The sequence below is a fragment of the Bacillus sp. EB106-02-03-XG38 genome (genome assembly GCF_058792175.1).
The window spans coordinates 1-5,918 of the sequence record NZ_JBYTED010000016.1 but is presented as its reverse complement, the minus strand read 5'-3'; the positions used below and the strand labels follow the sequence as shown (position 1 = coordinate 5,918).

The following is a 5,918-nucleotide window of genomic DNA, read 5'->3' as shown; positions in this document are numbered from 1 at the left end:
AACTTTGTTGCCATTTCTTCCAATTCGCAAAGTACAGATACAAAATATCTTCCTGCTCTTTGATATACTGTGCCACTCTTTACAGTTGCATTTTTAGGGATATACCCATATTCTTTTAACCTTGTCCAACCAATTGTGGGGATTTTTACTCTATGTCTTTCTACTGTCCAATCTGTTTTGTTGTTTTTCGGAAAGTAGCACTTCACATCTTGCTTCCTCTTTTTTTTATATCGTGGAAACTGAGATAAACCTTTAAAAAATCGCTTAAAAGCTTTATCTCCATTCATAATCGCTTGTTTTACCGCTTTGCTCGACACTTCTTTAATCCACTGATCACACTCTTTTGTATGAATGTTGTTTAGCCATTTGGAAAAGTCATAGCCACTAAGAAATTTCCCCTCCGACTCATATGCCTCTTTATTTTTAGAAATATACAGGTTATATACATATCGACACACCCCAATAGTTTGACGGATTTTACTAACTTGTTCAGTTGTCGGTTTGATTTCTATTAAATATGCTCTTTTCATAAGTCTTCATCCTCCGACATTTTCTTTTTGTATTTTCTCAATCCATATATTCTACAGCTAAATACATGAACGATAGATATTAAATCCTGAACAAGTTCTTCTTGAATACCCATATATTCCTTATACTGTTCTTCTGTATAATATCTTCTTCCTTTTGGGTTTCGGTAAGCAGGTAACACACCTTGATTGTCCCACCTTTATAATGTCTTAACAGAGACATTAAGCATTTCTGAAAATTCTTTTGGTTTATATTGTTTCATAATTACTTTTTACTATATACGCACATTTTTGTTTACTGTTTCTTTCTCCTCAGATGAACTCACCCTTTATGTAACGTCTATATTAGTTAGCAATTCACTTTTGGAATACTATTCTCTACTTCTATTTTCGCATACAATTATCTTTTTCAAACATTAAAAAACGCAATGCCTCGTTTATCTTAGAAACGAAACACTGCGTTGATCACAATTTATAGAAAAACATTTAATAAAATTTGGAGCGGGTGAAGAGAATCGAACTCTCGACCAGAGCTTGGAAGGCTCTTGTTTTACCACTAAACTACACCCGCAAATATGAAATAAATATAAGATATTAGAATAACTTATGTAAAGTAGTATAGCATGTTAAAAAAACGGAAGCAAGAATTTTATCGAAAAAAGTCGAAAAAGTGATGAGTAGCTCATCACTTTTTCAATTCTTTATCAATCGCCTTCTTCATACTATCGAAATCAGGGTTTGCAAGATTTCCGTTTACATATACTGAAGGAGCACCTTGAACTTTTAATTTTTGAGCACGATCTGAATCTTTACGTACTTTTTCTTTTATTTCTTTACTGTGTAAATCTTTCTTAAATTGTTCTACATCAACTTTCGGAAGCTTCTCTTTCACAATGTTAAGAAGTAATTCTTCTGTAATCCATTCTTCCGTGTCTTTCTTTTGACTTTGATAAATCTCATCATAGAAAGTCCAGAATGAATCTTGATCTTGTTTATAAATTGCTTCACCAGCCGCTGCGCCTAAATCAGAGTCTTTTCCAATAAACGGGAAGTTAATAAAATATAACTGCACTTTACCTTTATCAATATACTCTTCTTTTAATCGTGGTAATACTGTTACATCCCAAGTACGACAAGCAGGACATTTGAAGTCTCCAAATTCAACTACCTTAACTGGTGCATCATCTTTCCCTAAAGATTGTTGTGTGGAATAAGCAAACATCTCATTCCCTTTATCCTTTTTGTCATTTATGATGCTATACGCAATTGTTCCGATTACAATCAATACTGCGATAGAAAAAACTATACCAAGAGCCATGAGTTTGTTCGATTTCATATACATTCCTCTTTAAATTCATATTCTGTATACAGCATTGTACACAATACACATAATATCAATACTTTCATATGTCACGCAATGAACACGCTCACATAAATTACAAAAACACAACAATTGTGACGATATTGTGTCACAATTTGTCACAATTTATTCAAAAAAAGAAGCTCCTATGTAGGAACCTCCTTTAGCTTACTGCTTTTTCACGCGCATTATTTAACATCGACTGTTCTGTTTTTATATCATGACGAATAACTAATTTCTCACTAACCGCTTGCACATACTCATCATGATTGATATAGCCTTCTTTCTCCATCAATCTCAAAACTACATTCCGTCTCTCAACTGCTTTATCGTAATTTTGTGCAGGAGAGTAATAAGCAGGTGCCTTTACTACAGCAGCCATCATTGCACTTTCAGCCAACGTTAATTGGCTCACCTTCTTACCGAAGTAAAGATTGGCTGCTTTTTCAATTCCCCATGCTCCTTCTCCGTAATAAATATTGCTTACATACAATTTTAAAATTTCATCCTTCGTAAATGTACGTTCAATCTTTTTCGTATAGAAAATCTCTTTCCACTTACGAGAAAAAGTACGTTCATTCGTTAAAAAAGCATTTTTGGATAACTGTTGTGTAATTGTGCTTCCGCCTTGCACAACACCACCAGCTTTTATATTTTCAACAGACGCTCTGACAATCGCTATATAATCTAAACCGTTATGATGATAAAACCTTTTATCCTCTGTCGCAATAAATGCATGTGTTAATGATTCTGGCACCTCTAATTTAGCTGGTACATGTAATTTACTAATATCACTTTTCTCGATCATTACATTTCCAATGAATAATAATGTAAAACTTAACAATAATAATAAAATAATGGCTTTATAAAAAAACTTAGTCATTGGATTTAATGCAACTTTTTGGTGATAGTTCACCCTAGATAATACTCGTTCTTTCATCTTGAACACCTCTTTTCCACATAGCGTATAATTCTTACTTTAAGAATACCTTGTTGTAAAAAAATATCCCATCGATTTCTCTTACACGTACCTTACATCATTGTAAGGTATAAAATGAAACTTTAATCAGGCCGCACCAATCGGGCTACCCGGCAAATAATGGGGTAAAAAAGTATTGTATCACAGTCCTTTTTCATGTACTATTCATCTGAAATATTGAATATAGATTGAGCCAAACCAATAACAGAGTAATCCTTAAGGCATCTCTATTAAAGCAACCTATTTCTATTATATCATCTACAAATATATATATTTGTAAGTATCTAGTAATCTAAATGTGCATAACATATCATACATTATACGGAACAAATGTTCTAAAAATCAATACTAGCACTATTATTATTTTGACCTTTTTCTTAAACAGTATACAAAAAAGAGTAGTGATTTGATTGGATCTCAAATCGGCTACTCTTTTCTTTACAATCTGCCTATTAAATTATACGGCTGCACTTCCCACGTTTCATACGGAATGCAATGTGTTGCTCTCATCGCATCAAGCGTTCTCGATTTCATATGAGGACGCGTTATGTACTCATCTATGTTCTCTTCATTTAAAGCAACAAATTTAGCCTCTTGTATTTCTTCAGGCTGAATTTGTATTTCACCGCTCACATATGTGACTTTAAAAACGACAGCTAGGATGTGCATGGAAGCATTATAATAAACTCCTGTAATACCGATAGGCTTCACAGTTAATCCTGTTTCCTCAAGCATTTCCCTACAAACTGCTTGATCGAGCGCTTCCCCTTCTTCCACCTGCCCTCCCGGCAACTCCCACGTATCCGATCTCCAATGTACTTTAGCTAATAACACCTCGTCTTTTTCATTTGTTAAATAACCTGCTACAGCAACAATATGCTTTGGTGTTTTATGTTCCATATTAAGCCTCCTAGCAATAATACATATTTCACATATCCCTATAAGCATATTCCCTGTCTATAACAAAATACCTTTACGAATTCATCACCTTAATTAACTTCATAAAAAAGCCCCTATCCGTTAAACGAAAAGGGGCTTCTATCGTATTATTCTCCTAAGTCTACGTTGTGGTAAACTTGTTGCACATCTTCTAAATCTTCTAATGCATCAACCATTTTTTCAAATTGTACTTGAGCATCTTCAGGAAGTTCTACATCACTTTGTGCAAGCATTGTTAATTCTGCAACTGTGAATTCTTCAACACCAGCATCTTTAAGTGCAGATTGTACTGCATGGAATTGATCAGGTTCAGCATACACGATAACAGCATCTTCTTCTTCAAGAATGTCACGTGCATCTACATCTGCTTCCATTAAAATTTCAAGAACTTCATCTGATGTTTTACCTTCAAGACCGATAACAGCTGTCGCATCAAACATGTAAGCTACAGAACCGTTTACACCCATGTTACCACTGTTTTTGCTAAATGCAGCTCGTACATCTGCTGCAGTACGGTTTACGTTATTTGTAAGTGTATCTACAATTACCATAGATCCATTTGGTCCGAATCCTTCATAACGAAGCTCGTCATAATTTTCTTCTGAACCGCCTTTTGCTTTTTCAACTGCACGATCAATAATTGTTCTTGGCACATTGTATGTTTTCGCGCGTTCTAATACAACTCTAAGCGCCTGGTTTGATTCTGGATCTGGCTCGCCTTGTTTTGCCGCCACATAAATTTCACGTCCAAATTTCGCGTATATACGGCTTGTATTTGCATCTTTTGATGCTTTTTTATCCTTAATATTATTCCATTTACGACCCATACTTTCCACTCTCTTTCCCGTTTTTAAATCTACATAAAAATATTAATATGAAATATAATGTGTATTCAACACATTTTTAAAAGAAATATAAAAAGTTCATTTTTGATTCATATTACAGACATAATATAAATCACTATCATTTTGTTCTATCGACAAGTTATATTATACATGAATTTCTACATTTATTACGAATTTTAGAAGCCCATAGCACAATTTAACAAAAAAACTTTAACATTTCTGTTAGAGTTTTTTATATCGTCGATAATGATTTCCATAATATCCCTATAATTACTTTCTATTGCTGTATAATAAAAACAGGGAAAAATTTGAAGAGAAGATGGGGGAGAATTATGACACATTCAAATGAGAAAAAAGAACACGGTCTTAAATGGATAGGAGAAAAGCTAAACCCAACTATCTATCAAGTGAGATTCATGAAATTAGATGCACCAATTCAATTTGAATCGTTTCCTGAATTAAAGGAATTAGGGGACTGGTTGAGTACTTCAACGCACATGTGGGCGTGCCACTCAACTATGTACAAATACAACAAAGAAGAGTTTAAAAAGAGGTTTTTAGAAATTACAAACTTAACCGTTGATAATGTACTAATATCTACTGGCGCTGTCGGATTTAACTTCATGTCACCGGGGTGGAGAAATTCGCTCTAGAATGCTTGAAGGGAATATTGTATATACAATATTCAGCTGACGCTTTATAGAAAAATAGAACTAAAAGGATAAAAATGCATATTCGTTTTTATCCTTTTAGTGTTTTCACTTCAAAGTTGATAAATGCCATTACATAACCCCTTACCTGTTGATGAAGGGTAACTATTTCTTTCTCAACTTCTTCTGTTTGACATTCATCATTTAATTGTAAATTCTCTTTATAGTTAGCTTGTGAAATCAACGTAAATACAAGTGAAGTGAACTGTTCTGACACCTTACTCAGAGCATCTGTCTTTTCGTCGTGTCATGAAAACACAAAAAAACTCTATACAATTAGTATAGAGTTTTTTACGCCGTTCTTGATACCGATGGTCGGGGTCGAACCGACACTCCCGAAGGAACACGATTTTGAGTCGTGCGCGTCTGCCAATTCCGCCACATCGGCACAAAAGAAAAGGCGGCAACCGGATTTGAACCGGTGATAAAGGTTTTGCAGACCTCTGCCTTACCACTTGGCTATGCCGCCATATGAAATTTTATTGGAGCGGAAGACGGGATTCGAACCCGCGACCCCAACCTTGGCAAGGTTGTATTCTACCACTGAACTACTTCCGC

The 5,918-nt window shown here is 34.6% G+C and carries 7 protein-coding genes, 4 tRNA genes and 1 pseudogene; 1 reads left to right on the top strand and 11 read right to left on the bottom strand.

Going from position 1 to position 5,918, the window contains the following annotated elements:
- The 7 genes and pseudogenes from AC3WTI_RS28330 to AC3WTI_RS28300 form a co-directional block, all read right to left on the bottom strand.
- Window positions 1-530, bottom strand: a 530-nt coding sequence (locus tag AC3WTI_RS28330) for an RNA-guided endonuclease InsQ/TnpB family protein (protein WP_144651189.1), incomplete at its 3' end; no start/stop codon positions are given.
- A pseudogene (locus AC3WTI_RS28325) lies at window positions 527-790 on the bottom strand (MerR family DNA-binding transcriptional regulator). The gene AC3WTI_RS28330 and the pseudogene AC3WTI_RS28325, both read right to left, overlap by 4 nt.
- 234 nt (window positions 791-1,024) lie before the next feature.
- Window positions 1,025-1,098: transfer RNA gene (locus AC3WTI_RS28320), tRNA-Gly, on the bottom strand.
- A 114-nt stretch (window positions 1,099-1,212) separates the two neighbouring features.
- Window positions 1,213-1,863, bottom strand: a complete 651-nt coding sequence (locus AC3WTI_RS28315; protein ID WP_087957264.1) for a DsbA family protein — start codon at window positions 1,861-1,863, stop codon at window positions 1,213-1,215.
- Between the two features lie 187 nt (window positions 1,864-2,050).
- Window positions 2,051-2,827: a transglycosylase domain-containing protein gene (locus AC3WTI_RS28310; protein WP_087957263.1), complete on the bottom strand. Its 777-nt coding sequence runs from the start codon at window positions 2,825-2,827 to the stop codon at window positions 2,051-2,053.
- Between the two features lie 477 nt (window positions 2,828-3,304).
- Window positions 3,305-3,766 (bottom strand): NUDIX hydrolase, encoded by a 462-nt coding sequence (locus AC3WTI_RS28305; protein WP_097842112.1) that lies wholly within the window; start codon window positions 3,764-3,766, stop codon window positions 3,305-3,307.
- Window positions 3,767-3,912: 146 nt separating this feature from the next.
- Complete coding sequence (locus AC3WTI_RS28300; RefSeq protein ID WP_048528712.1) at window positions 3,913-4,632, bottom strand: YebC/PmpR family DNA-binding transcriptional regulator; 720 nt, start codon at window positions 4,630-4,632, stop codon at window positions 3,913-3,915.
- A 350-nt stretch (window positions 4,633-4,982) separates the two neighbouring features.
- Between AC3WTI_RS28300 and AC3WTI_RS28295 the strand changes: the two genes are divergently transcribed.
- On the top strand, window positions 4,983-5,303 hold the full coding sequence (locus AC3WTI_RS28295; RefSeq protein ID WP_087957261.1) for a DUF3884 family protein: 321 nt from the start codon (window positions 4,983-4,985) through the stop codon (window positions 5,301-5,303).
- Window positions 5,304-5,391: 88 nt separating this feature from the next.
- Here AC3WTI_RS28295 and AC3WTI_RS28290 read toward each other — a convergent pair whose 3' ends face one another.
- The 4 genes from AC3WTI_RS28290 to AC3WTI_RS28275 form a co-directional block, all read right to left on the bottom strand.
- Window positions 5,392-5,577, bottom strand: a complete 186-nt coding sequence (locus tag AC3WTI_RS28290; RefSeq protein WP_142286448.1) for a hypothetical protein — start codon at window positions 5,575-5,577, stop codon at window positions 5,392-5,394.
- Window positions 5,578-5,666: 89 nt separating this feature from the next.
- Window positions 5,667-5,748, bottom strand: a tRNA-Leu gene (locus AC3WTI_RS28285).
- Window positions 5,749-5,758: 10 nt separating this feature from the next.
- A tRNA-Cys gene (locus AC3WTI_RS28280) sits at window positions 5,759-5,829 on the bottom strand.
- Between the two features lie 14 nt (window positions 5,830-5,843).
- Window positions 5,844-5,918, bottom strand: a tRNA-Gly gene (locus AC3WTI_RS28275).